Source organism: Prauserella shujinwangii (genome assembly GCF_003001955.1).
Lineage (GTDB): Bacteria > Actinomycetota > Actinomycetes > Mycobacteriales > Pseudonocardiaceae > Qaidamihabitans > Qaidamihabitans shujinwangii.
In genome coordinates, this window is record NZ_PVNH01000001.1 from 364288 (window position 1) to 389915 (window position 25628).

Annotated in this window: 19 protein-coding genes; 16 read left to right on the top strand and 3 right to left on the bottom strand. The window is 73.8% G+C overall.

Translation table 11 applies throughout. The features are described 5' to 3' along the window. Positions 1 to 195 precede the first annotated feature (195 nt). The 7 genes from B0I33_RS01655 (at position 196) to B0I33_RS01685 (ending at position 10463) form a co-directional block, all read left to right on the top strand. On the top strand, positions 196 to 3528 hold the full coding sequence (locus B0I33_RS01655; protein WP_106176685.1) for a nitrate- and nitrite sensing domain-containing protein: 3333 nt from the start codon (positions 196 to 198) through the stop codon (positions 3526 to 3528). Then, entirely contained in the window at positions 3525 to 3977 is a 453-nt protein-coding gene (locus B0I33_RS01660; RefSeq protein WP_106176686.1) for a roadblock/LC7 domain-containing protein, read from the top strand. Before B0I33_RS01655 ends, B0I33_RS01660 begins: the two co-directional genes overlap by 4 nt. Positions 3978 to 3984: 7 nt before the next feature. Continuing rightward, complete coding sequence (locus tag B0I33_RS30295; RefSeq protein WP_245900384.1) at positions 3985 to 4623, top strand: DUF742 domain-containing protein; 639 nt, start codon at positions 3985 to 3987, stop codon at positions 4621 to 4623. Continuing rightward, positions 4604 to 5218, top strand: a complete 615-nt coding sequence (locus B0I33_RS01670; protein WP_181193140.1) for a GTP-binding protein — start codon at positions 4604 to 4606, stop codon at positions 5216 to 5218. The genes B0I33_RS30295 and B0I33_RS01670 overlap by 20 nt, the downstream gene beginning before the upstream one ends. 80 nt (positions 5219 to 5298) lie before the next feature. Next, complete coding sequence (gene icmF, locus B0I33_RS01675) at positions 5299 to 8535, top strand: fused isobutyryl-CoA mutase/GTPase IcmF (RefSeq protein ID WP_106176688.1); 3237 nt, start codon at positions 5299 to 5301, stop codon at positions 8533 to 8535. Between the two features lie 43 nt (positions 8536 to 8578). Beyond that, the gene (locus B0I33_RS01680) at positions 8579 to 9409 is read left to right on the top strand and encodes an LLM class F420-dependent oxidoreductase (protein ID WP_106176689.1); all 831 of its coding nucleotides are present in this window, start codon (positions 8579 to 8581) and stop codon (positions 9407 to 9409) included. A 64-nt stretch (positions 9410 to 9473) separates the two neighbouring features. After that, a complete protein-coding gene (locus tag B0I33_RS01685) occupies positions 9474 to 10463 on the top strand; it encodes a TIGR03557 family F420-dependent LLM class oxidoreductase (protein WP_106176690.1) in 990 nt (329 codons plus the stop codon). A gap of 69 nt (positions 10464 to 10532) precedes the next feature. On the opposite strand, the gene kstR is transcribed toward B0I33_RS01685, so the two are convergent. Continuing rightward, positions 10533 to 11201, bottom strand: coding sequence for a cholesterol catabolism transcriptional regulator KstR (gene kstR / locus B0I33_RS01690; RefSeq protein ID WP_106176691.1), 669 nt, complete (start codon positions 11199 to 11201; stop codon positions 10533 to 10535). Positions 11202 to 11350: 149 nt separating this feature from the next. Between kstR and B0I33_RS01695 the strand changes: the two genes are divergently transcribed. The 3 genes from B0I33_RS01695 (at position 11351) to B0I33_RS01705 (ending at position 17438) form a co-directional block, all read left to right on the top strand. Next, on the top strand, positions 11351 to 13456 hold the full coding sequence (locus B0I33_RS01695) for an acyl-CoA dehydrogenase family protein (protein ID WP_106176692.1): 2106 nt from the start codon (positions 11351 to 11353) through the stop codon (positions 13454 to 13456). Positions 13457 to 13539: 83 nt separating this feature from the next. Continuing rightward, positions 13540 to 16269, top strand: coding sequence for a DEAD/DEAH box helicase (locus tag B0I33_RS01700; protein WP_106176693.1), 2730 nt, complete (start codon positions 13540 to 13542; stop codon positions 16267 to 16269). Next, complete coding sequence (locus B0I33_RS01705; protein WP_342750040.1) at positions 16269 to 17438, top strand: SWIM zinc finger family protein; 1170 nt, start codon at positions 16269 to 16271, stop codon at positions 17436 to 17438. Before B0I33_RS01700 ends, B0I33_RS01705 begins: the two co-directional genes overlap by 1 nt. Here the strand turns inward: B0I33_RS01705 and B0I33_RS01710 are convergent. Next, complete coding sequence (locus B0I33_RS01710) at positions 17423 to 18664, bottom strand: alpha/beta hydrolase (RefSeq protein WP_106176694.1); 1242 nt, start codon at positions 18662 to 18664, stop codon at positions 17423 to 17425. The genes B0I33_RS01705 and B0I33_RS01710 overlap by 16 nt on opposite strands. Before the next feature lie 217 nt (positions 18665 to 18881). On the opposite strand from B0I33_RS01710, the gene B0I33_RS01715 reads away from it, so the two are divergent. The 6 genes from B0I33_RS01715 (at position 18882) to B0I33_RS01740 (ending at position 24755) form a co-directional block, all read left to right on the top strand. Then, complete coding sequence (locus tag B0I33_RS01715; RefSeq protein ID WP_106176695.1) at positions 18882 to 19955, top strand: acyl-CoA dehydrogenase family protein; 1074 nt, start codon at positions 18882 to 18884, stop codon at positions 19953 to 19955. After that, positions 19955 to 21118 (top strand): acyl-CoA dehydrogenase family protein, encoded by a 1164-nt coding sequence (locus tag B0I33_RS01720; protein ID WP_106176696.1) that lies wholly within the window; start codon positions 19955 to 19957, stop codon positions 21116 to 21118. The genes B0I33_RS01715 and B0I33_RS01720 overlap by 1 nt, the downstream gene beginning before the upstream one ends. After that, the gene (locus B0I33_RS01725) at positions 21115 to 22041 is read left to right on the top strand and encodes a bifunctional MaoC family dehydratase N-terminal/OB-fold nucleic acid binding domain-containing protein (RefSeq protein WP_281259334.1); all 927 of its coding nucleotides are present in this window, start codon (positions 21115 to 21117) and stop codon (positions 22039 to 22041) included. Before B0I33_RS01720 ends, B0I33_RS01725 begins: the two co-directional genes overlap by 4 nt. Continuing rightward, complete coding sequence (locus B0I33_RS01730; RefSeq protein WP_106176697.1) at positions 22038 to 22436, top strand: MaoC family dehydratase; 399 nt, start codon at positions 22038 to 22040, stop codon at positions 22434 to 22436. The genes B0I33_RS01725 and B0I33_RS01730 overlap by 4 nt, the downstream gene beginning before the upstream one ends. A 451-nt stretch (positions 22437 to 22887) precedes the next feature. Beyond that, positions 22888 to 24057, top strand: coding sequence for a lipid-transfer protein (locus tag B0I33_RS01735; protein WP_106176698.1), 1170 nt, complete (start codon positions 22888 to 22890; stop codon positions 24055 to 24057). Between the two features lie 113 nt (positions 24058 to 24170). Continuing rightward, entirely contained in the window at positions 24171 to 24755 is a 585-nt protein-coding gene (locus tag B0I33_RS01740) for a DUF5134 domain-containing protein (RefSeq protein ID WP_106176999.1), read from the top strand. Positions 24756 to 24760: 5 nt separating this feature from the next. Here the strand turns inward: B0I33_RS01740 and B0I33_RS01745 are convergent, their stop codons facing one another. After that, complete coding sequence (locus B0I33_RS01745) at positions 24761 to 25621, bottom strand: MaoC/PaaZ C-terminal domain-containing protein (RefSeq protein WP_106176699.1); 861 nt, start codon at positions 25619 to 25621, stop codon at positions 24761 to 24763. Positions 25622 to 25628: the final 7 nt, after the last annotated feature.

The window sequence follows — 25628 nt, forward strand, 5'->3', positions numbered from 1 at the left end:
CGAGGCGCGCTCGCCCACGGCGAAGAGAATGGACGTGCATGCGGTACAGAGCCGGCCACCCGGCGCAGCCGGGGCACCCCGGTTCGGCCAGGTAACGGGCACGGGGACCACGACGATGCGCTTCCGACAGGGACCGACCACGCCGCACATGCCGGAGGAGGAGTCACTTTCGTGACCGTTGCAGGAGAAGGCCAAGTGCCTGTCGGGAAGCTCCTCGGCCAGCAGCCACCCAAGCCTTCGAAGTGGCGTGCGCTCGTCCAGTGGCGGGACTGGAGCCTGCCGGTCAAGCTCAGCGCGGTCACGGTCGTCCCGATCATCATCGCGCTCGTCCTCGGCGCCATCACCCTCACCAGCCAGGTCAGCCGCTCGGACCGGTACGAGCGGATCGACCGGCTGGTGACGCTCAACGAGTCCGTCCGCACGCTGCTCGACGGCCTGCAGCGCGAGCGGGCGCGGACCACCGAACTGCTCACCGACGGACTCGGCGGCGACGACCGCGAGCTGAACGGCATCCGCGCCGACGTCGACCGTGCCACCGGTCCCGTCACCGACGCCGCGAAGCGCGCCGCCGAGCTGCAGCCCGGCATCGCGGGGGCGGGCGACGAGGTGGCCGAGCGGCTCGGCGGGCTGGCCGAGCTCCGCACGTCGGTCGCCGAGGGCAGGCTCGACCCGGTCGAGGCCGCCACGGGGTACACGGCCATCACCTCCGCGCTGCTCGGCCTGGACACGGCGCTCACCGCGGGCATCGGTGACGACGAGCTCGGTGGCACGGCGGGGGCACTGCACAATCTCCTGGTGGCCCGCGAGGCGGTGTCCGTCGAGCAGGCACTGGTCGGCTACGGCGTGGCGCGCGGCGGCCTGGCGCCGAGCGAGCTCAACGAGATCCGGACGCAGGAGGTGCGCTTCGGCGACCGGATCGAGGAGTTCCGGACCACGGCGAGCGAGGACCAGCGCGCGGCCTTCGAGGCGGCCGTGCCCGGAGAGCCGTTCGACACCCGGCAGCGCATCGTCGGGAACATCCTCGCGGAGCAGGGCACCGGCGGCGGCTCGGCGCTCCGGGCCACCTCGGCGCGGCAGTGGGCGGACGCCTCCGGCGCCGTCCGCACCGGGCTCGGGCAGGTGGCCGACCAGCTGGGCGGCACGCTGACGGCGCGCTCGGCCGAGCTGGCCGAGAACGCCAGCACCGGCGCGGGGCTGCTCGCGGTCCTGCTGTTCGCCGCGCTGGTGCTCGCGGCGTTCGTCGTCTTCGTCATCACCCGGCAGCTGCTGCGCTCGCTCCGGCTCCTCCGGTCGAGCGCGCTCGAGGTCGCGCAGTCGGAACTGCCCTCCGCCGTCCGCAACATCCAGGAGGGCCGCTCGCAGAGCACCGACATCCGCCCGGTGCCGATCGACACCGCCGAGGAGATCGGCGAGGTCGCGCGCGCGTTCGACGCGGTGCACAGCGAGGCGCTGCGGCTCGCCGTGGAGCAGGCCGCGATGCGCACCGGCTACGCGAGCGTGTTCGTCAACCTGTCCCGGCGCAGCCAGAGTCTCGTGCAGCGGCAGCTGCAGCTGATCGAGCGGCTGGAACGGGACGAGGAGGACGCCGACCAGCTGGCCACGCTGTTCCAGCTCGACCATCTCGCCACCCGCATGCGGCGCAACAACGAGAACCTGATGGTGCTCTCCGGCGCCGAGCCGGGGCGCCGCTCCGGGCAGCCGGTGAGTGCCACCGACGTGCTGCGGGCTGCCGTGTCCGAGATCGAGCAGTACCAGCGGGTCGTGGTGCGCACGCCACCGCAGGTCCGCATCGTGGGCTACGCGGCCAGCGACCTCATGCGGCTGGTCGCGGAGCTGCTCGACAACGCCACCGCGTTCTCCGCGCCGGAGACCCAGGTGACCGTGGTGACGAGGGCGGGCGACGACGGATCGCTGTCGATCGACATCCTGGACAAGGGCATCGGCATGAACGAGGCCGAGGTCGCCGAGGCCAACGCCCGGCTCTCCGAGGCCGCGTCCATCGACCTGGCCACGTCGCGCCGGATGGGACTGTTCGTCGTGGGCAGGCTCGCCGGAAGGCACGGCTTCGGGGTCTCCCTGCACGGCGGCCGGGACATCGTCGGGGTCCGGGCGACCGTCACGGTCCCCGCCGAGCTGGTGATGAGCCAGCAGGGGCAGGACCGTCCGCAGGCTCAGGCCGCCCCGGCGGAGCGGGGCGACCAGGGAGCGCAGCCGAGGCTTCCGGTGAACGGCGCGGCCAGGCAGGCCGCGTTGCCGACCGGCACCACGCAGAGCGAGGTGGAGCGACGGCTGGCGCCGCCGCCCACCGACCAGGAGATCTCCGGCACGGCCCTGTTCAGCCCGATCGACCGCGACGAGGCGTCGCCACCGCGGGCACCGCAGCAAGCCCAGCAAACCCCGCGAGCCCCGCAAGCCCAGCAACCGCCGCAGGTGCCCGCCCAGGGCGCGGCGGGGCGGACCGGGCAACCGGCGGCGGACGAGCGCGACACCGAGTCGCTCGGCCGCGGCACGGCGGAGGCGCGGGACCAGCAGGGACCCGCCGCGGAGCAGGGTGAGCGGGTCAACGGCAGCAGGGTGCCCCCGCGGAGCGCGCCGCCCGACCGCACCGACAGCGGCGAGCTGCCCGCGGGCAAGGAGCTGTTCGAGGCCAACAGCACGGCCGTCAGCGACTGGTGGAGCGCGGCCACGACCGCCAGCGACGCCGAGCGCAAGGCCGCCGTCGACAACGCGGAGACCACGCCGATCTTCGACGAGATGCTGTCGGCCTGGTTCCGCAGCGTCACCGACCCGGACAACGACCCGCCCGAGCGCGCGAAGGACCGGGACGTCAAGAACCCGTGGGACTTCGCGGTCGACGAGAGCTGGCGGACCGTGCAGGAGGTCTCGCGGACGTCCCCGTCGGACTACACGGAGGCGGGTCTGCCGAGGCGGCGCCGGGGCGAGAAGCTGCTGCCGGGCAGCGCGGCACCCGGAACGGGCGGCGGCGAGCAGGCCGAGCGGACGCCGGGGACCGGCACCGAGCAGCCGCAGCGCGACCCGGCCGACGTCCGCGGCAGGCTGAGCAGCTTCCAGCAGGGGGTCAGCCGGGGCCGCAGGCAGAGCAGGAGCGAACCCGCCCGCGCGGCGGGATCCGAGCGGGCGGACGCCCAGCAGGGCACCGCCTCGGGCCTGCCCCAGCGGCAGCCGAAGCGGCAGGGCCACGACGGTTCCGCCGCGGAGAGCGGGGCGCCTGCGGGCGGTCCGGGGTGGGCGTTCCCGCCGGACGACCGGTGGCAGGCCGTACAGTCCGTGACCGAGCCGGCACCGACGAGCTTCACCCCGGCGGGCCTGCCGAGGCGGCGCCGGGGTGAGCGGCTCCTGCCGGGCAGCGCGAACTCGCAGGCCACGGCGGAGAACCGGCCGCGGTCCGAGCGGGACCCCGCGGACGTCCGGGGCAGGCTCAGCAGCTTCCAACAGGGAGTTCGCCGCGGCAGGCACCGGACCGCCCAGGCGAGCGAAGGCAACCAAGAGAAAGTGGAGGGTGAATGACCGCGCCGGATCGGGCTCAGCCCCAGCAAAACCAGTTCGGGTGGCTGGTGAACGACTTCGCCGAGCGGGTACCGGGGGTCGCGCACGCGGTCGTGGTGTCGGCCGACGGCCTGCTGCTCACCTCGTCCAACCGGCTCCCGCTCGACCGGGCCGACCAGCTGGCCGCCGTGGCGTCGGGACTCGTCAGCCTCACCCAGGGAGCCGCACGCTGTTTCGAGGCGGGTGCGGTCAACGAGACCGTCGTGGAGATGGAGCTCGGCATCATGGTGCTGATGTCCATCAGCGACGGCTCGTGCCTGGCCGTGCTCGCCGCTCCGAACTGCGACATCGGGCAGGTCGCCTACGAGATGACGCTGCTCGTGGACCGCGTCGGCCAGATCCTCACCCCGGAGCTGCGCGCGCAGCTGCAGGGCTCCGGCGGCTCGCTGATCGGCGAACCGGTGGGATGATCCGCCGATGAGCACGGGGCCTGGACATTCCGGTGAGGAGGACGGGAGCACGGTCGCGGACGTGCTCGACGGATTCACGCTGGACTCCGGTCGCGGCCGTCGGACGCGCAGCAAGGACATAGCCGAGCCGGGCGAGGACGGTGGCCGGGGGGCGCCGGAGCAGCACACGGCGGCGAGCCCGGTGTGGCCGGGGTACCCGCCGCCCGCCGCGGCACCCTCGGGAGCGGGCAACCCCGCCGGCTCCCGGTACACGACCCGAGAGGAGCAGCCCGTGTCGGCCGAAGCCGTCCCGTTGCCTCCAGCCGAAGAGACGGGGTTCGTCCGCCCCTACGCCATCACCGGCGGACGGACGAAGGCGAACCACCCGCTGGAACTCGAGACCCTGATCTCCACGCGGGAAGGTGCGCTGATGGCGGTGCCCGACCAGGTCGAGCACCAGATGATCATGGAAGAATGCCGTACCCCGCGGTCGGTCGCGGAGATCGCGGCCGCGTTGCGGGTACCCTTCGGCGTCGCGCGCGTACTGATCAGTGACGTGGCGGACGCGGGACTGGTCACCGTGCACAAGACGATCTCCGGTGACGAAGGCGCCGAGGCGCATCTGATGTTGATGGAAAGGGTTTTGAGTGGACTCCGTCGGCTTTAAGGCACCGCGGGAATCCGCGCCGAAGACCATGACGTCGGCCAAGATCGTCGTCGCCGGTGGGTTCGGTGCGGGCAAGACGACGTTCGTCGGCTCGGTGTCGGAGATCGTGCCGCTGCGGACCGAGGCGATGATGACGGACGCGAGCACCGGCATCGACGACCTCGAGGCGACGCCGAACAAGTCCACCACCACGGTGGCCATGGACTTCGGCCGCGTCTCGCTCGACGACGACCTCATCCTGTACCTGTTCGGCACCCCCGGCCAGCAGCGGTTCTGGTTCATGTGGGACGACCTGGTACGCGGTGCGATCGGTGCCGTGGTGCTCGCCGACACCCGGCGGCTCGCGGACTCGTTCGCGCCCGTGGACTTCTTCGAGGACCGGGGGCTGCCCTACATCGTCGGCGTGAACACGTTCGACGGCGTGCTCCAGCACGACCTGAACGATGTCCGGGAGGCGCTGTCCATCGACGCGAGCATCCCGGTGGTGCGCTGCGACGCGCGGGACCGCGAGTCGACCAAGCAGACGCTCATCACGCTGGTCGAGTACGCCATGCGGCAGTGGATCGCGATGCGGCAGCCCGCCAAGGCCAACTGAATCGGTACACCCCGGGCTGAGACGCCCGTCACGGCGTTGGTCGGTTCTCAAACAGTAGGAAGTCCAAGTATTTTGGAGGCATGACCAGCGAACTGCACCGGCCAGCGAATCCCGTCCGGTTCGTGACCGCGTCGAGCCTGTTCGACGGCCACGACGCCGCCATCAACATCATGCGGCGGATCCTGCAGTCGCAGGGGGCCGAGGTGGTGCACCTGGGGCACAACCGCTCGGTCGACGAGGTCGTGACGGCGGCGATCGCGGAGGACGTCCAGGGTGTGGCGATCAGCGCGTACCAGGGCGGCCACGTCGAGTACTTCACGTACCTGGTGGAGCTGCTGGCCGAGCGCGGTGCCGGGCACGTCAAGGTCTTCGGCGGCGGGGGCGGGGTGATCGTCCGTGAGGAGATCGACCTGCTGCACTCCCGCGGTGTGACGCGGATCTTCTCCCCGGACGACGGTCTCGAGATGGGCCTGCCGGGGATGATCAACTCGATGATCCGGGCCTGCGACGTCGACCTGGCCGCCCAGCCACCGGCCTCGGTCGACCGCCTGCTCGCCGGTGATGTGCCCACGCTCGCACGGGTCATCACCCAGCTGCAGCAGCAGGTGCTGCCGGAGGACTGGCTGGCCGCCCTCACCGAGGCCGCGCAGGCGCGGACGGTGCCCGTGCTCGGCATCACCGGCACCGGCGGGTCCGGCAAGTCCTCGCTGACCGACGAGCTCGTCCGCCGCTTCCGGCTCGACCAGGAGGACAAGCTCCGCATCGCGGTGCTGGCGGTCGACCCGTCGCGGCGCAAGGGCGGCGGCGCGCTGCTCGGGGACCGCATCCGGATGAACTGCCTCGACGGAGACCGGGTGTTCTTCCGCTCGATGGCCACCCGGACCACCAGCGGCGAGATCCCGGCCGGCCTCGACGAGTCGATCCTGGCGTGCAAGGCGGCGGGCTACGACCTGGTCATCGTGGAGACCCCCGGCATCGGGCAGGGCGACGCCGGCATCGTCGACCACGTCGACCACTCGCTGTACGTGATGACGCCGGAGTTCGGCGCCGCGTCGCAGCTGGAGAAGATCGACATGCTCGACTTCGCCGACGCGGTGGCCATCAACAAGTTCGAGCGGCGCGGCGCCGAGGACGCGCGGCGCGACGTGGCCCGGCAGCTGGTGCGCAACCGGGAGGCGTTCGGCGCCGACCCGGAGGAGATGCCGGTCTTCGGCACCAGCGCGGCGAAGTTCAACGACGACGGCGTCACCGCGCTGTACCGGCACCTGCGGGACCTGCTGGCCGAGCACGGGCTCTCGGTGTCGGCCGGGGTCCTGCCCGCGGTCGAGGGCAAGGTGTCCACCCAGGCGGGCACGATCATTCCCACCGGCCGCACGCGCTACCTCGCCGAGATCGCCGAGACCGTGCGCGGCTACCACGAGCGCACCGCCCGCCAGGTGGAGGCGGTCCGCCGCAGGGACCACCTCGCCACCGCGCGGGACGCGCTGGCCGCCGACGGCGCCGACACCGCCGCGGTCGGCCGCCTGCTCGACCAGGCCGAGTCCGCTGTGGACGGTGACGTGCGGGAGCTGCTGGAGCACTACGCCGAGCTGGCCGAGTCCTACCGGGGCGAGGAGCTGGTGTTCCGGGTGCGGGACAAGGAGCTGCGCACGGGGCTGTGGCGGGAGACGCTGTCCGGTAACCGGGTTCCCCGGGTCGCGCTGCCGCGCTACGGCGACCGCGGGGAGCTGGTGTCGTTCCTGCGCCGCGAGCACCTGCCCGGCTACTTCCCCTACACGGCGGGCGTCTTCCCGTTCAAGCGGGAGGGCGAGGACCCGGCGCGCATGTTCGCGGGCGAGGGCGACCCGTTCCGCACCAACCGCCGCTTCAAGTACCTGTCGTCGGAGTCGGAGGCGAAGCGGCTGTCCACCGCGTTCGACTCGGTGACGCTGTACGGGCACGACCCCGACACGCGGCCGGACATCTACGGCAAGGTCGGCACGTCGGGTGTGTCCATCGCGACGCTCGACGACATGAAGGCGCTCTACGACGGCTTCGACCTGACCGCGCCGACCACATCGGTCTCCATGACCATCAACGGGCCCGCGCCGACGATCCTGGCCTTCTTCCTCAACACCGCGATCGACCAGCGCCTCGAGGCGTTCGTCGCCGAGCACGGCAGGCAGCCGGACGAGCACGAGTACGCCGAGCTGCGCGAGTGGGCGCTGCGCAACGTGCGCGGCACGGTGCAGGCCGACATCCTCAAGGAGGACCAGGGGCAGAACACCTGCATCTTCTCCACCGAGTTCTCCCTGCGGATGATGGCCGACATCCAGGAGTGGTTCATCCAGCACGGGGTGCGCAACTTCTACTCGGTGTCGATCTCCGGCTACCACATCGCCGAGGCGGGGGCCAACCCGATCTCGCAGCTCGCGTTCACGCTGGCCAACGGGTTCACCTACGTCGAGTCCTACCTGGCGCGCGGCATGGACATCGACGACTTCGCGCCGAACCTGTCCTTCTTCTTCTCCAACGGCATGGACGCGGAGTACTCCGTGCTGGGCAGGGTGGCCCGGCGGATCTGGGCGATCGCGATGAAGGAGCGCTACGGCGCCAACGAACGGTCGCAGAAGCTCAAGTACCACGTGCAGACGTCCGGCCGGTCCCTGCACGCGCAGGAGATGAGCTTCAACGACATCCGCACGACGCTGCAGGCGCTGTGCGCGCTGTACGACAACGCGAACTCGTTGCACACCAACGCCTACGACGAGGCCATCACCACCCCGACGGAGAGCTCGGTGCGCCGCGCGATGGCCATCCAGATGATCATCAACAAGGAGTGGGGCCTGTCGAAGAACGAGAACCCGCTGCAGGGCTCGTTCATCATCGACGAGCTGACCGACCTGGTGGAGGAGGCGGTGCTCACCGAGTTCGACCGCATCTCCGAGCGGGGCGGCGTGCTCGGCGCGATGGAGACCGGCTACCAGCGCGGGAAGATCCAGGACGAGTCCCTGTACTACGAGCGGCTCAAGCACGACGGCTCGCTGCCGATCGTGGGCGTGAACACGTTCCGCAGCCCCCACCCCGAGGACGACGAGGTGGAGGTGGAGCTCGCGCGGGCCACCGAAGAGGAGAAGCGGTCGCAGCTGCGCCGGGTCGCCGACTTCCAGGAGCGGCATCACGACGAGGCGACCGTGGCGCTGCGCAGGCTGCGCGAGGCCACGACCCGCGGGGAGAACGTCTTCGACGTGCTCATGGACGCCGCGCGGGTGTGCTCGCTGGGCCAGATCACCGAGGCGTTCTTCGAGGTGGGCGGCCAGTACCGGCGCAACGTATGACCACAGGGGAACAATCGCGCGGGTCCGGTGGTTGGCACGGCACATGAGGTTCGGTGTCTCCACATTCGTGACCGACGAGGGCATCCGGCCCGGCGCGCTGGCCAGGGCGCTGGAGGAGCGCGGCTTCGACTCGCTGTTCCTCGCCGAGCACTCGCACATCCCCGCCAGCAGGCAGACGCCCTACCCGGGCGGCGGCGAGATGCCCAGGGTGTACTACCGCACGCTGGACCCCTTCGTCGCGCTCACCGCCGCCGCGGCCGCGTCGGAGCACCTGCTGCTCGGCACCGGGGTCGCCCTGCTCGTCCAGCGGGACGTCTTCCACACCGCGAAGGAGGTCGCGAGCCTCGACCTGCTCTCCGGCGGCCGCGTGCTCTTCGGGGTCGGGGTCGGCTGGAACCGCGAGGAGATGCGTGACCACGGCACCGACCCGCGCACCCGCGGCGCGCTGCTGGACGAGCAGATCCAGGCCGTCAAGGCACTGTGGACGCAGGAGAAGGCGGAGTTCCACGGCGCGCACGTCGCGTTCGACCCGGCGTACGCCTGGCCCAAGCCGGTGCAGCGGCCGCACCCGCCGGTCTACATCGGCGGGGAGAGCCCCGCCGCGCTGGCCCGGCTCGCCCGGTACGGCGACGGGTGGCTGCCCCGGGCACATCTCGAGCCCGACGAGATCCAGCGTGTGCGCGACCGGCTCGCCGCCGAGGGCAGGCCCGGCCTGCCGGTGAGCGTCTTCGGCGCGGGCCGGGACGAGGAGCGCATCGCCCGCTGGGGGGACGCCGGTGTCGACCGGGTGACGTTCCTGCTGCCGACCCGGCCGGAGAGCGAGACCCTGCGCCGGCTCGACGAGCTGGCCGCCATCGCGGAACGGCACCGGTGATCGTCACCCGCGGGGCGGGGTAGGTTGGGCCGGGCAGGCATCGGGCTCGCAGGAGGGGTTCTTCGTGACGGACGTTCAGATCGGGATCGCCGCGGCACTCGAGCAGTTCTCGCCGAGGGAGTCGGTCCGGCTCGCCGCGCTGGGCGAGCGGCACGGCTTCTCGGGACAGATGGCCGCCGACCACTTCCAGCCGTGGGTGCCCGCGCAGGGCGAGGCGTCGTTCGTGTGGAGCGTGCTGGCGTCGCTGGCCGAGAACACCACCGGCGACCTCGGGCCGGGCGTCACCTGCCCGTCGTTCCGCCAGCACCCGGCGATGGTGGCGCAGGCGGCGGCGACGCTGGAGGCGACCTACCCCGGCCGGACGTGGCTGGGCATCGGCTCCGGCGAGGCACTCAACGAGCACGTCGTGGGCGGGTACTGGCCGGAGGCACCCGAGCGGGTGCGCCGGATGTTCGAGGCGCTCGAGGTGATCCGCAAGCTGTTCACCGGCAAGGACGTCAAGCACAACGGTGAGTTCTTCAAGCTGCACACCACCCGGCTGTGGACGATGCCGGACGCGCCGCCGCCGGTGTACATCGCCTCGGCGGGGCCGTACACCTCGCGCAAGACCGGGGAGCTCGCCGACGGGCTGATCACGCCGGGCGCGTCGCTGGAGAAGCTGGCCGGCATCCTCGACAACTTCGGCCAGGGGGCCCGCAAGGCGGGCAAGGACCCGGACGCGATGCCGAAGCTGCTGCAGGTGCACCTGTCGTGGGCGGCCACCGACGAGGAGGCCTGGCGCAACGCGCTGGAGCAGTGGCCCAACGGCGGGATGAAGTTCCCCAAGGCCGACGTCCGCTCGCCGTTCGACTTCGAGCAGATGGCCAGGCTCGTCCGGCGGGAGGACTTCGAGGGCCGCATGGTGGTCTCGGCCGACCCGGACGTGCACCGGGCGGCGTTGCAGAAGTTCGTCGACGCCGGGTTCAACCGGATCTACCTGCACAACGTCGGCCGCAACCAGGACGAGTGGCTGGAGGTCTTCGGCCGCGAGGTGCTGCCCAAGCTCACCGCCTGACCACGGCCCCGCCGCAGGGGCGAGCAGTGAAGGCCACCTTCACTGCGCTGAACGCAGTGAAGGTGGCCTTCACTGCCGCTCGGCGGCGGCCGGTTCCTTGTCCAGCAGCAGGTGGACCGAGAGCTCGAGGCGGTGGGCGACGTCGGCGGCGGAGGCGCGCCGGGTCACCCAGGCCACGAGGTTCGCCATCCAGACGTCGGCGATGACGTGGAACACCGCGCGGTCGTGCTCGGTGGGCTCGTCGATCCCCATCGCCTTGGCGAACATGTTCTCCATCAGCCTGCCGACCTGCTCCACCTCGGCGGCGGCCGTGGTGTCGGCGAACATGAAGGCCCGCACCATCGCCTCGGTCAGGTGCGGATCGCGCTGCATGAGCCGGGTGTTGCGGCCGAGCACGAACAGCAGCCGCTCGGTGGCGGTGTCGCCGGGGATCGCGCCACGGTCCAGCTTCTCCTGCGCGCGCTCGAACTCGCGGGCCAGTCCCGACACCAGCAGGTGGATCTTGGAGGGGAAGTAACGGTAGAGGGTGCCGAGGGCGACGTCGGCGCGTTCGGCGACCGCCCGCATCTGGACGGCGTCGTACCCGCCCTTGGCGGCGAGCGCGAGCGTGGCGTCGAGGATGCGCTTGCGGCGGTCGCGTTGTGCGGCCGAGCCCAGCTCCCCGTCGCCGATCGCGCTCAAGGCGCCCCCGCGGCTCCTGGCCTGGGCGGGCGCCTTCGGCTTGCTTGCCATCGGCATTCCCCTTGTTCGAAGAACCTGTTCCAGTCTGCCCCGGTAGCCTACCCAAAGGTGGCACTATTCGCGTCCGAGGGCGGCGGCGGACAAAAACTGAAACGTGTTCTACACTCGGCACGGCTGGCAGGCCGATCGCTTCCAGGAGGACCCCCGTGCCGATCGCCATCACCGACGAGCAGCGCGCCCTCGCCGCGTCCGTCCGGTCCTGGGCCGCCACGGGCGGCACCGACCTGAGCGGGCTCGCCGGGATCGGGCTGTTCGCGGTCGCCGTGCCGGAGGAGCTCGGCGGCGCGGGTGGGACCGTGGCGGACCTGGCCGCGGGCGTGGCGGAGACCGCCGCCGCACTCGTCCCCGGACCGGTGCTGAGCAGCCTGCTCGCCGGGCTCGCACTGGCCCGCGTGCCCGACTCCCCGGTGGCCAAGGAGCTCCTGCCCGCCCTCGCCGACGGCACCGCGCGCGCGGCCGCCGCGTTCGGCCCTGGCGGCCTGCGCGGCACCCGTGCCCCGGACGGCGGCCTCACGGTCACCGGCCGGTCCGGCCCGGTGCTCGACGCGGACGGGGACGCGCACCTGCTGCTCGCCGCCCGGGTGGGGGAGGAGGACGTGTGGTTCGTGCTCCCGCCCGGCAGGGCGCGGCTGAGCCCCGGGGAGCCGTTCGACCTGTCCCGCGCCGTCGGTACCGCCGAGCTCACCGATGTCGCCGTGCGGCCGGAGGCGCTGCTGCCCGGCGTCGCGGTCGAGGACCTCGCGGCGACCCTGGCGGCGGCCGAGGCGTCCGGCGTCGCCGCGTGGTGCCTGCGCACGGCCAGCGAGTACGCCGGGGTGCGCGAACAGTTCGGCAGGCCGATCGGCGCCTTCCAGGCGGTCAAGCACCTCTGCGCGGGGATGCTGTGCCGGGCCGAGCTCGCGGCGGCGCTGGCCTGGGACGCGGCGCGCGCCGCCGACGACGAACCCGGGCAGCGGGCGCTGGCGGCCGCGGTGGCCGCCGCGGGCGCGCTGGACGCGGCCGTGGACAACGCCAAGGACTGCATCCAGGTACTCGGCGGCATCGGCTTCACGTGGGAACAGGACGCGCACCGCTACCTGCGCCGGGCGGTGGCGCTGCGCCAGCTGCTCGGCGGGTCCGCGCACTGGCGGCGGCGGGCGGGGGAGCTCGTCCGGTCCGGCGCGCGGCGCGACCTCGGGGTCGACCCTTCCGCCCACGCCGACGCCACGTTCACCGCACGGGTGCGCGCGGTCTGCGCCGAGCTCGCCGCGCTGGACCCGGACCACGTCAGGGCACGGCTGGCCGAGACCGGCTACCTGGTGCCGCACTGGCCGGAGCCCTACGGACTGGGCGCGTCCCCGGCCCAGCAGCTCGTGATCGACGCCGAGCTGGACGCGGCCGGAGTGCGCAGGCCCGATCTGGTGATCGGTGCGTGGGCGGCGCCGACCATCCTCCGGCACGGCACCGCGGCCCAGCGGGACCGGTTCGTCGGGCCCACCCTGCGCGGCGAGATCACCTGGTGCCAGCTGTTCAGCGAGCCCGGCGCCGGGTCCGACCTGGCGGCCCTGCGCACCCGGGCGACGCGCGTGCCGGGCGGGTGGCGGCTCACCGGCCAGAAGGTCTGGACCTCGCTGGCGCACGAGGCGGACTGGGCGATCTGCCTCGCCCGCACCGACCCGGACGCGCCGAAGCACCGGGGCATCACCTACTTCCTCGTGGACATGCGCGAGCCGGGGATCGAGATCCGGCCGCTGCGGGAGATCACCGGCGAGGCGCGGTTCAACGAGGTCTTCCTCACCGACGTGTTCGTGCCCGACGAGCTCGTCGTGGGCGAGGTGCACGACGGGTGGCGGCTCGCCCGCACCACGCTGGCCAACGAGCGGGTCGCCCTCGGCGGTGGCTCGGCGGTGGGGGAGGCCGTGGAGCACCTGCTGGCCACGCACCCCGGCCTCGACGCCGAACGGCTCGGCGCGCTCGTCGTGCGGGGCTGCGCCGGATCGGTGCTCGACCTGCGGGCCACGCTGCTGCGGCTGGACGGCAGGGAACCGGGCGCGGAGTCGAGTGTGCGCAAGCTCCTCGGGGTGTGGCACCGGCAGGACGTGGCCGAGGTGGCGCTCGACGCGTTCGGTCCCGAGGGCGCCGACGCCGGCGGGCGGGCGGCGGGCGCGCAGCACGAGTTCCTGCTCACCCGCTGCCTGAGCATCGCGGGCGGCACCACGCAGGTCCTGCTGAACGTGGTCGCCGAACGCCTGCTGGGCCTGCCTCGTGAGTGAGAACCGTGGTGAGAACGACGTTCTTCGCGCACGAGGCCGTGGCAGGCGGGGGAAGTGTCGGCGGGCCCGCCTATCGTGGCCGCGTGGAGTTCGGGCCGGGCACGCTGGCGACCTACCTTCCCGCGGATCCGCCCCGGGACGGCTCCCTCGCGCTGTGGGGGGACGGCTCCGGGGACACCCGGGTGCAGCTCGTGCTGCCCGCGGGGCGGTCGTTCCGCCGCACCACCGTCGACGCGCACGTGCTGCCGCTCGCCGACGCCCTGCCCCGGCTGCTCGCCGCCGGGGACGACCAGGGCCCGTGCCTGGCCGCGTGGGGCGCGGCCGTGCACGCCGGACTCCACCTGATCGCCCGCGGGCGGCTGCGCCCGGCGGCGAGCCAGGGCGGCCTCGCCGCGTGGCGGGTCGGCCCGCTCGACACCGGCGACGAGGCCCGGCTGCGGGCGCTGGCGGCCGCGCTGCCGCCGGAGGCGCACGCCCTCCCGATCTCCGGGCTGAGCCGTATCCGCCTGCACTCGCCGGAGTCGCTGGTCCGCGCGCTGTGGGACGCCACGGCCGACCTTCTGGTCCGCACGTCCGCGGCCGGTGCGGTCCCCGGTGCGGGCCCGTTCGCCGATCCGGTGGCCCTGCCGCTGTCCGGCGAGGTCGAGCGCTGGCTGGCCGGCCTGGACCCCGAGCAGGACGGGGGCGCCCAGGTCCAGTTGCGGATCGAGGCCCGCGACGAGGAGTTCACCGGTGTGCTCGCCCTGCGCAGTGCCGCCGACCCCAGCCTCGTCGTGGAGGCGGCGACCCTCTGGACCGCCCCCGCGGCCGTGCTCTCGCGCTTCGGTGAGCAGGCCGAGGCGCAGCTGTTGCTCGGCCTGCGCCGGGGCGCGCGGGCCTGGCCGCCGCTGGAGCGGGCGCTGCGTGCCGCCACGCCCACGGAACTGGCACTGACCGACGACGAGGTGGTGGACCTGCTCGACGGCGGCGCTGCCGACCTCGCCGGAGCCGGGATCGAGGTGCTCTGGGCACGCGGGCTGTTCGCCGACGAGCTGCGGGCACGCGCCAGCGCCACCCCCGCACCGGGCAGCGAGTCCGGTCCGGCCTTCCCGCTCACCGACCTGCTGAGCTTCCGCTGGCAGCTCACCCTCGGCGAGGAACGCCTCACCGACGACGAGGTCGTCGCGCTGGCCGAGGCGAAACGCCCGCTCGTGCGGCTGCGCGGCCAGTGGGTCCGCGCCGACGCCCGGCTGCTGGCCGGACTGCGCCGCCCGCGCGCACCGCTCACCGCCGCCGACGCGCTGCGCGCCGCGCTCACCGGGGAGGTGGTGCTCGACGGCGAGCGGCACGAGTTCGCACCGCCGGACGCCCTCACCGGTCTCGTCGACCGGCTGCGCACCCCGCCCGGCGACGACGTCCGGCCGCCCGCCGGGCTGACCGCCACCCTGCGCCCCTACCAGCGCACGGGGCTGGCGTGGCTGGCCCGGATGACCGAGCTCGGCCTCGGCGGCTGCCTCGCCGACGACATGGGCCTCGGCAAGACGCTGCAGCTCATCGCGCTGCACCTGCACCGGCAGCCGCTCGGTTCCGGGCCCACCCTGGTCGTCTGCCCCACCTCGCTGCTCGGCAACTGGGAGCGCGAGTTCGCCAGGTTCGCGCCCGCGGTGCCGGTGCGCCGGTTCCACGGCGGCACGCGGCACCTCGACGAGCTCGCGCCCGGCGAGGTCGTGCTCGCCACCTACGGCGTGCTCCGCCGCGACCACACGGCACTCGCGGAGGTGCGCTGGGGCCTCGTCGCCGCCGACGAGGCGCAGCACGTCAAGAACCCGCTGTCGGTCACCGCCCGCAGGCTGCGCCGGGTGCCCGCCGCGGCCCGCGTCGCGCTCACCGGCACCCCCGTGGAGAACCGGCTCACCGAGCTGTGGTCCATTCTGGACTGGACGACGCCCGGGCTGCTCGGCTCCCTGGAGACGTTCCGCCGCACCCTGGCCAGGCCGGTGGAGCGGGACCGCGACCGGGCGGCCACCGAACGGCTCGCCGCCGCCGTGCGGCCGTTCCTGTTGCGGCGGCGCAAGTCCGATCCGGACGTCGCACCCGAGCTGCCGCGCAAGACCGAGACCGACCGGTACGTGCCGCTCACCGCCGAGCAGACCACGCTGTACGAGGCGGTGGTGCGCGAGAACCTGGCGGCGATCCGCGAGTCGCGGGGAGTCCAGCGCCGGGGACAGGTGCTCAAGCTGCTCACCGAGCTCAAGCAGATCTGCAACCACCCCGCGCAGTACCTGCAGCAGCGGGCGCCGCTGCCCGGCCGGTCGGGCAAGCTCGCCGCGTTCGAGGAACTGCTCGACGTGATCCTCGCCGAGGGCGAGTCCGTGCTGGTCTTCAGCCAGTACGTGCGGCTGTGCCGGCTGCTGGAGGCCCGGCTGGCCGAGCGAGGCGTGGCCACGGCCCTGCTGTCCGGCCGGACCCCGGCGCGGCGGCGCGAGGAACTGGTGGCCGGGTTCCAGGACGGCGCCGTGCCGGTGTTCCTGCTGTCGCTCAAGGCGGGCGGGGTCGGGCTCAACCTCACCCGGGCCACCCACGTGATCCACTACGACCGCTGGTGGAACCCCGCCGTGGAGGACCAGGCGACCGACCGCGCCTACCGCATCGGGCAGGACCGCCCGGTGCAGGTGCACCGGCTGATCGCGGAGGGCACGCTGGAGGACCGCATCGCCGAGGTGCTCGCGGCCAAGCGCCACCTCGCCGAGGCGGTGGTCGGCGCGGGCGAGGACTGGATCACCGAGCTGTCCGACGACGAGCTCGCCGACCTCGTCCGGCTCGGCGGGCGCTGATGGCCCGGCGCGTCTTCGGCACCACGTGGTGGGGCGGGGCGTGGGTCGCCGCGCTGGAGCAGCGGGCCCGGCTCGACCCGAACCGGCTGCCCCGCGGCCGCACCTACGCCCGCAAGGGCCAGGTCGGCGGCCTGTCCGTGGTGCCGGGCCGCGTGACGGCCAGGGTGCGCGGCAGCAGGCCCGTGCCGTACCGCGTGACGGTCGAGGTGCGGCGGTTCACCGCACGGGAGTGGGACGTGCTGCTCACCGCCGTCGCGGGGCGGGCCGGGCACGCGGCGGCACTGCTCGACGCCGAGCTGCCACCGGAGCTCGCCGACCACGCCCGCGCGGCCGGTGCCGACCTGCTGCCCGGGCCCGGCGACGTCCGGCCCCGCTGCTCGTGCCCGGACACGGCGAACCCCTGCAAGCACGCGGCGGCCGTCTGCTATCTCGTGGCCGACGAGGTGGACGCCGACCCGTTCGTGCTGTTCCTGCTGCGCGGGCGGGAGCGCGACACCGTGCTCGCGCACGTGCGGGCACGGCGGGCCCCGCCCCGCGCCGCGACCGGGGAAACCCGGTTCCCGGACGAGCCGGGCGTGGCGCCGGAGCAGGCGTTCGGCCGGGCACCCGCCGCCGTTCCCGCCCCGGCGCCGGCGCCGCCCGCCCCGGGACGGCCCATCCCGCCCGCGGTGGGCCCGCCCCCGGCGAGCGGGCTGAGCATCGCCGCGCTGTCCGTGCTCGCCACGGACGCGGCCGAGCGGGCCTGGGCGCTGCTCGCGGGTGCGGGGGACACCGGGCTGGAGCTGACGTGGGAGGACGATCTCGCCCGCCGGGCGGCCGCGGGGCCGCCGGACGGTCTGCCCGCGCTGGCGGCGGCCGCCGGGGTTCCGGTGCGGGAGCTCGCCCGCCGCGCGGCGGCGTGGCGGGTCGCGGGCCGGGGCGGGCTCGCCGTGCTGCGCGGTGGCGCCGCGCCCCCGGCCGCGTGCCTCGCCGAGGCGAAGGCGGATCTCGCGGAGTCCGGCGAACCCGGCCCCACCCGCGTGTGGCGGGACCGGGTCACCCGGGGCGGCGTGCAGCTGCGCTACGGCGAGGACGGCCGCTGGTACCCGTTCCGCCGCGCGGGCGGCGGCTGGGAGCTCACCGGGCCCGGCGCCACGCGGCCACTGGATCTGCTCTACGCCGGGTGCTGACCGGCCCGCCGGGCGTAGGTCCACTCCAGGAACCGCTCCACACCGCGCACCACGTGGGCGCTGCGGATGGACGGGAAGAGGTCGAAGGCGTGCTGCGCGCCCGGGATCTCGGCGTAGGCCACCGGGTTCGGCGAGGCCTCCCGCAGCCTGCGCACGAACTCCCGGGCCTCCCGCACCGGGACCAGGGTGTCGTGCTCGCCGTGGACGACGAAGAACGGCGGCGCCTTGTCGGTGATCCGGTCGAGCGGCGAGGCGGCGATGTAGTCGTCGAGGAACTCGGCGGGGTCCTTGCCCACCACGTGACGCGCCAGCAGCGCACGCAGCCGCGCCGCGCTCGCCGGTGAGCCGCTGGTGGCCGCGAAGTCGTAGACGCCGTAGTGCGGCACGCACGCCTGCACGCTCGTGTCGGCCTCGGCGAAGCCCGGTTGCAGCGCCGCGTCGTTGGGTGTCAGCGCCAGCAGCGCCGCCAGGTGACCGCCCGCGGACCCGCCCGTGGCGGCCACGAACGACGGGTCGCCGCCGTAGTCCGCGATGTTCTCGCGCACCCAGGCCAGCGCCCGCTTGGCCGCGACGATGTGTTCCGGCCAGCGGGCGGCCGGGGAGAGCGGATAGTTGATCGCCACGCACACCCAGCCGCGGCGCGCCATGTGCAGCATCAGCGGGATGCCCTGCTGATCCTTGTTGCCGACGATCCACGCGCCGCCGTGCACCTGCAGCAGCACGGGCCGGTCGCGGACCGGTTCGCGGGGGCGGTGGACGTCGAGCAGGTAGCGCTTCCCGCCAGGCGCGTAGGCGATGTCCCGGTCGCGGCGGACGTGGGGGTCGCGCATCCGGAACGGCAGGGCCAGCTGTCCCCACGGTGTCGCCAGGTCGGCGGGGTCCGGTGGGTGACCGAGCCGGTCCCGGTAGTCCGCGCCCAGGCTCTCGGCCAGCGCGTCCGCCACGGCGCCGCGCGCACGGTGCGCCGACACGACGAGCGCGGTCAGGCCCGCCGCCGACAGCCCCGCCATCGCCAGGCCCTGCCGGTCCGCCCGGCGCGGCCCGCGCCGGGCCACGTGCGCCGCGGAGTCGGCGAGCGTCACCGCGAGCAGATGGGGCGCCAGCTCCGCGGTCAGCCAGCCCGCGAAGAAGGCGGGGATCGACGCCCTCGGCCCGCGCGGCGGGCGCAGCGCGTTGGCCGTGAGCGCCAGTTGCAGCGCACGGCGGGTCCGGAACGACCGCGGCATGGCCCGAGGGTAGGCGAACGCCCGCCGCGGCTCGCGAGAACTTGTTCCAGATCACTGGTCGCTCGCCGGCGTGCTGCCCGCGGCCCTCGCCGTCCTGCCGGACATCCGTCCTCGCGCCTGCGTTCCCGGTCGCCCGCCGGGCCCGTGGGGTTGCCGTGATCGCCTTGCGTGGTTAAGACTAGAACAGGTTTCAGTATTGGCGAGGGTGAGGAGCGGCGTGGACTTCGACCTCGACGAGCACCAGCGCGAGATCGCCGGGCTCGCGGCGGACGTGCTGCGGCGGGAGAGTGAGCCGGACGCGGCGTGGCGGGCGCTGGCGGACACCGGCCTGCTCGCCCTCGCGCTGCCGCCGGAGCTCGGCGGCGACGGGCTCGGCGTGCTGGAGGTCGCCGTCCTGCTCACCGAGGTGGGCCGTGCCGCCGCCGCGCTGCCCGCCCTGCCGGTGCTCGCTCTCGGCGTGCTCCCCGTCGAGCACCTCGGCGGGCCCGACCAGCGGGCGGCGCTGCTGCCGGACGTCGCCGCGGGCGGCGCGCTGCTCACCGCCGCCCTGCACGAACCGTCCGGCCCGTTCACCACCCGGCCCGCCACGACCGCCACCGCCGAGGCGGGGATCTGGCGGCTGACCGGGGTCAAGACCGCGGTGCCGTACGCCGCCGAGGCCCGCCGCGTGCTCGTCCCGGCCACCATGCCCGGCGGCACGGGTGTCTTCCTCGTCGACCCGGCGGGCGAGGGCGTGACGCCGACCGCCACCTGGACCTCCACCGGCAACCCCGAGTACACCCTGCGGCTCGACGGCGCTCCCGTCACCGAGACGGACCTGCTCGACAGCAGGGAGCCGGGGCAGGCGCTGGCCGTGCTGCATCGCTACGCGCTCGCCGGTGTCGCCGCACTGGGCGACGGCGCCCTCGCCGGGGCACTCGCGCTCACCACGAGCCATCTGGGCAGCCGGGAGCAGTTCGGCCGCCCGCTCGCCACGTTCCAGGCGGTGGCCCAGCAGGTCGCGGACGTCTACATCGCCTCCCGCACCGTGCACCTCGCCGCGCTGACGGCGGCCTGGCGCCTCGCCTCCGGGCTGGACCCGGACGCCGACCTCGACGTCGCCGCGTACTGGCTCACCGAGGAGGCGCCGCGCGCGCTCGCCGCGTGCCACCACCTGCACGGCGGCATCGGCGTCGACGCCGACTACCCGCTGCACCGCTACTCCGCGCTGGTCAAGGACCTCGCCCGCGCCGCGGGCGGTGCGGCCACCCGGCTGGACCGGCTCGGCGACCTCGTCGCGGGAGGTGCCTGATGTATCCCGAGCTCACGGCCGCGCAGCGGGAACTGCGCGGCAAGCTGCGCCGTTACTTCGCCGGCCTGGTCACTCCGGCCGAGCGCAGGGCACTGCTGCGGGAGCGGCACGGCCCGCTGTACCGCGAGGTGGTGCGGCGCATGGGCCGCGACGGCTGGCTCGGCGTCGGCTGGCCCGAGGAGTACGGCGGCCGCGGGTTCGGCCCCGTGGAGCAGCACCTGTTCGCCGACGAGGCGGCCAGAGCCGACGTGCAGCTGCCCGCCGTGACGCTGCAGACGGTGGGGCCCACGCTGCAGCGGTTCGGCACACCCGAGCAGAAGGCCCGCTTCCTGCCCGCGATCCTCGCCGGCGAGGTGCACTTCGCCATCGGCTACAGCGAGCCCGAGGCGGGCACCGACCTGGCCGCGCTGCGCACCACCGCGGTCCGCGACGGCGACCACTACGTCGTCAACGGGCAGAAGATCTTCACCACCGGTGGGCACGACGCGGACTTCGTCTGGCTCGCGGTGCGCACCGATCCGGACGCGCCGAAGCACCGGGGCATCTCGATCCTCATCGTCGACACGTCCGACCCCGGCTACTCGTGGACACCGATCATCACCTGTGACGGCGCGCACCACGTCAACGCGACCTACTACTCCGACGTCCGCGTGCCCGCGGGCATGCTCGTCGGCGAGGAGAACCGGGGCTGGCAGCTCATCACCACCCAGCTCAACCACGAACGCGTCATGCTCGGCCCCGCCGGGCGCATCGGCGGCCTCTACGACCGGGTGCGCGAGTGGGCCGCCGCCCGCAAGACCCCTGCCGGGACGCCGCTGCTCGACCTGCCGGACGTGCGCCGCGCGCTGGGCGAGACACTCGCCGTGGTACGGGTCAACGAACTGCTCAACTGGCAGGTCGCCGCGAGCGAACCGGGCGCGGTCGCCGACGCGTCCGCGACCAAGGTGTTCGGCTCGGAACGCATCCAGCGCGCCGCCCGCCTGCTGGAGGAGATCGTCGGCAGGCACGGGGACCCGGCCGACGAGGACACCGCGCTGCTCGCCGAGTGGCTCGACGTGCTGGCCAAGCGCAACCTCGTGCTGACCTTCGGCGGCGGTGTCAACGAGATCCAACGGGAGCTGATCGCCATGTTCGGACTGGGCCTGCCGAGGGTGCCGCGGTGAGCGCCGCCGGAATCGAGGCCGCCGCCCGCGACATCGCCGCGCGCGGCGAGTCGGCGCCCCGCCCCGCCCGCGACCCGGTGAACCAGGCCATGGTCAACAACTGGGTGGAGGCCATCGGCGACGCGAACCCCGTCTACACCGACGAGGAATACGCTCGCCGTTCCATCCACGGTGGACTGGTCGCCCCGCCCGCCATGGCGCAGGTGTGGACCATGGCCGGGCTGCACGGCACCCGGGCCGACGACGACCCACTCGGCGCGATGATGGCCGTGCTGGACGAGGCGGGCTACACCTCGGTCGTCGCGACCGACTCCGAGCAGACCTACCACCGCTACCTGCGGCCCGGTGAGCACGTGGCGGCGTCCACCCGCCTGGAGAGCGTCGTGGGGCCGAAGCGGACGGCGCTGGGTGAGGGCTGGTTCGTCACCACCCGCACCACCTGGTGGGTCGGCGGCGAGGCCGTGGCCGACATGGTGTTCCGGGTGCTCAAGTTCGCTCCCGGCGGCCAGAAACCGTCCACTCCGGACACCAGTGCGGTGCTGCGGCCGGTGATCAGCAGGGACACCGAGTTCTTCTGGGCCGGCACGCGCGCCGGCGAGCTGCGGATCCAGCGGTGGGGCGGCACGCTGCGGCACCCGCCGGGTCCCCTGCCGCCGGACGGGGACCTCGCCGCGAAGCCGGACTGGGTCGTGGCCGAGGGCACCGGCACGGTGTACAGCTACGTCGTGCACCACCACCCGAAGGTGCCCGGCAGGACGGCACCGTTCGTCGTCGCGCTCGTCGAGCTCACCGAGGGCGTCCGCGTGCTCGGCGAGCTGCTCGACGTCCGTCCGGGGGACGTCCGGATCGGGCTGCCCGTCGAGGTGACGTTCGTGCGCGTCGACGACGAGCTGACCCTCCCCGCCTGGAAGGTGCGCGCATGACCGCCGAGCCCGGCACCGAGCTGCCGCCGCTGACCGTCGAGGTCACCCCCACGTTCGTGATCAGCACGGCGCTGGCCACCCGGGACTTCCAGGACGTGCACCACGACCGGGACGCGGCGGTGCGCCGCGGGTCGAAGGACATCTTCCTCAACATCCTCACCGACACCGGCCTCGTCCAGCGGTTCGTCACCGACTGGGCGGGCCCGGAGGCGCTCGTGAAGTCGATCAAGATCCGGCTCGGCGTGCCGTGCTACGCCTACGACACGCTGACCTTCACCGGCCGGGTGGTCGCCAGGGACGGCGACGAGGCCGAGGTGGCGGTGACCGCCACCGGTGCGCTCGGCGAGCACGTGCGCGGCACGGTGCGCCTCGTGCTGCCCGGGGAGACACGATGAACGCCACCATCCCGGCCGCGGAGAGCTCCCCGATGTGGCACCGGTTGCGTTGGACGCACCGAATGCCACATGGGGTGTGTCCAGCCGTCTCGCGGCACCGCCCCGACGGAGGCGCCACGCGCTGCGGTGGGCACTCCATGCACCGAATGCCGCATTGGGAACGTCGAGCGCAACCGATGCCGCATTGGGAACGTCGAGCGCACCGAATGCCACATGGGGTGTGTCCAGCCGTCTCGCGGCACCGCCCCGACGGAGGCGCCACGCGCTGCGGTGGGCACTCCATGCACCGAATGCCGCATTGGGTGCGTCGAGCGCACCGAATGCCGCATTGGGTGCGTCGAGCGCACCGAATGCCGCATTGGGTGCGTCGAGCGCACCGAATGCCGCATTGGGTGCGTCGAGCGCACCCGATGCCGCATGGGGTGCGTGCGATCGCAAGCCGGAGGATGCGATGACACTCGCCAACCGGGCGGCGATCGCGGGGATCGGCGCCACCGAGTTCTCCAAGGACTCCGGCCGCAGCGAGCTGCGCCTCGCCGTGGAGGCCGTCAGCGCCGCGCTCGCGGACGCGGGCCTCCGGCCCTCCGATGTGGACGGGCTGGTGACGTTCACGATGGACGGCAACGCGGAGATCGCCGTCGCCAGGGAGCTCGGCATCCCGGAGCTGTCGTTCTTCAGCCGGATCCACTACGGCGGGGGAGCGGCCGCGGCCACCGTGCAGCAGGCGGCGATGGCCGTCGCGACCGGCGTGGCCGACGTCGTGGTGGCCTACCGCGCGTTCAACGAGCGGTCCGGGCACCGGTTCGGGCAGGTCTCCAGCGCCGCGGCCGGGCAGGTCAACACCTCGGGCGTGGACAACGGCTTCCACTATCCGATGGGGCTGGCCACCCCGGCCGCGACGGTCGCCATGGTCGCCCGGCGCTACCTGCACGACTACGGCGCGACGAGCGAGGACTTCGGCCGCGTCGCCGTCGTGGACCGCAAACACGCCGCGACCAACCCGAACGCGTGGTTCCACGGCAAGCCGATCACGCTCGCCGACCACCAGGCCTCCCGCTGGGTCGCCGAACCGCTGCGCCTGCTGGACTGCTGCCAGGAGAGCGACGGGGGCGTCGCGCTGGTGGTCACCGCCGCCGAGCGGGCCAGGGACCTGCGGCGGCCACCGGCGCTGATCGCGGCGGCGGCCCAGGGCAGCGGGCCCGGCCAGTACGTGATGACCAGCTACTACCGCGACGACCTCGCCGCGCTGCCGGAGATGGGCGTCGTGGGCGGCCAGCTGTGGCGGCAGTCCGGGATCACGCGGGACGACGTCGACGTGGCCGTGCTCTACGACCACTTCACGCCGTACGTGCTGATCCAGCTGGAGGAGCTGGGATTCTGCGGGCGGGGCGAGGCGAAGGACTTCATCCGCGACGGCACGCTGGAGCTCGACGGGAGCCTGCCGCTCAACCCGCACGGCGGGCAGCTCGGCGAGGCCTACATCCACGGCATGAACGGCATCGCCGAGGCGGTGCGGCAGGTGCGCGGCACGGCGGCCAACCAGGTCCCCGGCGCCCGGCACGTCCTCGTCACGGCGGGCACCGGCGTGCCGACCAGCGGTCTGATCCTCGCCGCCGCCTGAGACGTCACCACGACGGCCAGAACCGGGTGGGATCACCTGCTTGACGGCTGGTGTGCGGTGGCGCGGCTCTGCCACGGTGATCGGCGGTACCCGTGACGCGCAGTGAGGTCGTCGTGAACATTCCGTCAGTGGTGGCGTGGCCGCTCACCGCTGCCTTCCTCGCGCTCACCGTGCCGTGCGTGGGCCGGCTCGTGCGGCTCGACTACGGCAGGCTCGGCGGCGGCGCCCGGCAGTCCGACCTCGCGTGGCTGCTGATGATGCTGGCGATGGTGGCCATGGTCTCGCCGGTCGGCGGACCGATCCCGGTCGCGGGCTGGCAGGCGCTGTTCGTGCTGTGCGCGGGGTGGTTCGCGGTGCGGGCGTTCCGCCGCGTCACCACCGGTGCCGGCGACGGCGGCGCGCACCACGCCGTCGCCTCGGCCGGGATGCTCTACATGCTCGTGGCCATGCCGCACGACGAGTCCGCGCACGACCTGTTCGTCCCGATGTCCGCGGCGGGGGACCCGGCCACGTTCGGCTGGCCCGCCGTCGCGGTGGTGGCGGCGGCGTACTTCGCCGTCGACGGCGGCCGCGCGGCGCTGTCCGGTCTGCGCGCGGCGGGGCACGGGGAGGGTCCGCCGCGCGGCTCCGGCTCCCGCGCGCTGTGCCGGGCCGCGATGGGCCTCGGCATGGGCTACATGTTCCTCACCGGGCTGTGAGCCACTCAGGACACGTCCAGCACCGCGTCGGACAGGGCCGGGGCCTCGCCACGCTCGACGACGGACGCGGTGACGAGCAGCCGCCCGCCGTCCCGCCAGACCCGGGTGCGCAGCGTCTCGCCGGGCAGGACGATCCCGGCGAACTTCGCCGACCACGACCGGACGCGGGTGACGTCGGCGTCCAGCACGGCGTCGGTCACGGCCTTCGCCACGATCCCGTACGTGCACAGTCCGTGCAGGATCGGCACGTCGAACCCGGCGGCCCGCGCGAACTCCGGGTCGGCGTGCAGCGGGTTGCGGTCGCCGCAGAGCCGGTACAGCAGCGCCTGCTGCGGCAGCGTCGGCGTGTCCACCACGACGTCCGGCGCCCGGTCCGGCGGCGCGACCCGGTCCGACGAACCACGCCGGCCACCGAAGCCGCCCTCGCCGCGCGCGAAAATGCTGGACCGCGTCGTCCACAGCGGGCTGCCGTCCGGTTCGGTGACCTCGCTCTCCTGGATCACCACCGCGGCCTTGCCCTTGTCGAGCACGTCGGCGATGCGCGAGCGGGCCACCGCCTTGCCCTCCACGGGGAGGGGCCGGTGCACGGTGACCGTCTGGCTGCCGTGCACCACCTTGGCCAGGTCGACCTCGACACCGGGGAACGACACGGCGGGCGGCTCGAACACGCGCAGGTGGGGCGCGACGGTCGCGAACGTCGGCAGCACCCGCAGGTCCCGCTCGTAGGCGTAGCGCAGCTCCCGCGGGTCGAGCGGGTCGGCCCCGGCGCCCAGCGCGAGGTGGTAGAGCAGCACGTCGCCTGCCGTCCAGGAGAACGTGGTCTCGCCGAGGTCGGCGCCGATCGCGACGTCCGGATCGATGGGCATGCGGGCT